Raw genomic sequence first — 2500 nt, 5'->3', positions numbered from 1 at the left:
CGTAGCGAAAGCGAGTCTGAATAGGGCGATTAAGTTAGCAGTAGTAGACGCGAAACCGAGTGATCTACCCATGGGCAGGTTGAAGCTGTGGTAACACACAGTGGAGGACCGAACCAGTTGACGTTGAAAAGTCTTTGGATGACCTGTGGGTAGGGGTGAAAGGCCAATCAAACTCGGAAATAGCTCGTACTCCCCGAAATGCATTTAGGTGCAGCGTTGAGTATAGTTTTATAGAGGTAGAGCTACTGATTGGATGCGGGGGCTTCACCGCCTACCAATTCCTGACAAACTCCGAATGCTATAAAATGATTCTCAGCAGTGAGGGCATGGGTGCTAAGGTCCATGTCCGAGAGGGAAAGAACCCAGACCATCAGCTAAGGTCCCCAAATATATACTAAGTTGAATAAACGAGGTTGGATTGCACAGACAGCTAGGATGTTGGCTTGGAAGCAGCCATTCATTTAAAGAGTGCGTAACAGCTCACTAGTCGAGCGATCCGGCATGGATAATAATCGGGCATAAGTATATTACCGAAGCTATGGCTTCTATACATGAGTATAGAGGGGTAGGGGAGCATTGTAACAGGGTTGAAGGTGTACTGTAAGGTATGCTGGACTGGTTACAAAAGAAAATGTAGGCATAAGTAACGATAATGCGGGTGAGAAACCTGCACACCGAAAGACTAAGGTTTCCTCAGCTATGCTAATCAGCTGAGGGTTAGTCGGGACCTAACGCGAACCCGAAAGGGGTAGTGGATGGATAACAGATTAATATTTCTGTACTACTTTATATTGCGATGGGGTGACGGAGTAATGACAGCACCGCGGACTGACAGAATAGTTCGTTGAACTGAATAGGTATAGGTTTGATAGTTAAATGCGTCAAGCTTGCTGAATCAGGATAGTACCACAAAGCTTCGGCAGCGTGGATAGTGTGTGTAAAGGCTTCCAAGAAAAACCTCTAAGCTTCAGATATAAAGTACCCGTACCCTAAACCGACACAGGTAGTTGGGAAGAGAATTCTAAGGTGCTCGAGAGATTCATGGCTAAGGAACTAGGCAAAATAGACTCGTAACTTCGGGAGAAGAGTCGCCCTGTAGTGTAAAGCTACAGGGCCGCAGAGAAACGATCCAGGCGACTGTTTATCAAAAACACAGGGCTATGCTAAATCGAAAGATGATGTATATGGCCTGACACCTGCCCGGTGCTGGAAGGTTAAGTGGAGTTGTTATCTTCGGAGAAGCAATGAAATGAAGCCCCAGTAAACGGCGGCCGTAACTATAACGGTCCTAAGGTAGCGAAATTCCTTGTCGGGTAAGTTCCGACCTGCACGAATGGTGCAACGATCTGGATACTGTCTCAGCCATGAGCTCGGTGAAATTGTAGTATCGGTGAAGATGCCGATTACCCGCTACGGGACGAAAAGACCCCGTGAACCTTTACTATAGCTTAGTATTGACTTTGGATAAGTAATGTGTAGGATAGGTGGGAGACTTTGAAGCGGCGTCGCTAGGCGTTGTGGAGTCACCGTTGAAATACCACCCTTTGCTTATTCGAAGCCTAACCCAGCGATGGGGACAGTGCTTGGTGGGTAGTTTGACTGGGGTGGTCGCCTCCAAAAGAGTAACGGAGGCTTCTAAAGGTACCCTCAGCACGCTTGGTAACCGTGCGTAGAGTGCAATGGCATAAGGGTGCTTGACTGAGAGACTGACAAGTCGATCAGGTTGGAAACAAGAGCATAGTGATCCGGTGGTTCCGTATGGAAGGGCCATCGCTCAAAGGATAAAAGGTACTCCGGGGATAACAGGCTGATCTCCCCCAAGAGCTCATATCGACGGGGGGGTTTGGCACCTCGATGTCGGCTCGTCACATCCTGGGGCTGGAGAAGGTCCCAAGGGTTGGGCTGTTCGCCCATTAAAGTGGCACGCGAGCTGGGTTCAGAACGTCGTGAGACAGTTCGGTCTCTATCTGTAGCGGGCGTTAGAAATTTGCGTGGATCTGATTCTAGTACGAGAGGACCGAATTGGACTGACCTCTGGTGTACCAGTTGTTCCGCTAGGAGCACTGCTGGGTAGCTACGTCGGGAAGGGATAAGCGCTGAAAGCATATAAGCGCGAAACCCACCACTAGATGAGATTTCTTTAAAGGGTCGTGGAAGATTACCACGTTGATAGGCTATAGGTGTAAAGGCAGTAATGTCATAGCCGAGTAGTACTAATAACCCATAGGCTTATGTACGCTTACTCCCTGTTGGGTAACCAGCAGGGAGTGAAAACTCTTTTTTCTTAAAAAAAAGTCTAAATTAATTTAATTACGATTTTCGATATCATTATTTTAAATATGTCAACTCATACAGTTTTGCTAATTCAAAACTGAAACAGTTTAAGGTGATTATAACGATAGGGCTCACCTCTTCCCATCCCGAACAGAGAAGTTAAGCCTATCAGTGCAGATGGTACTGCCATATGGTGGGAGAGTATGTCATCGCCTTTCTTTTAAAA

2 rRNA genes (1 of these 2 cut by a window edge) are annotated in these 2500 nt (G+C 47.0%); both read left to right on the top strand.

The features are described 5' to 3' along the window. Positions 1-2237 (top strand): 23S ribosomal RNA (locus EGM88_RS02970); it begins 654 nt to the left of the window's first position. Positions 2238-2382: 145 nt separating this feature from the next. Continuing rightward, positions 2383-2492 (top strand): 5S ribosomal RNA (gene rrf, locus EGM88_RS02965). The last annotated feature ends 8 nt before the right edge of the window (positions 2493-2500 follow it).

This window comes from Aureibaculum marinum (genome assembly GCF_003813905.1).
In the GTDB taxonomy this organism is placed as follows: Bacteria; Bacteroidota; Bacteroidia; order Flavobacteriales; family Flavobacteriaceae; genus Aureibaculum; species Aureibaculum marinum.
This window is presented reverse-complemented; position numbering and strand designations above follow the sequence as displayed.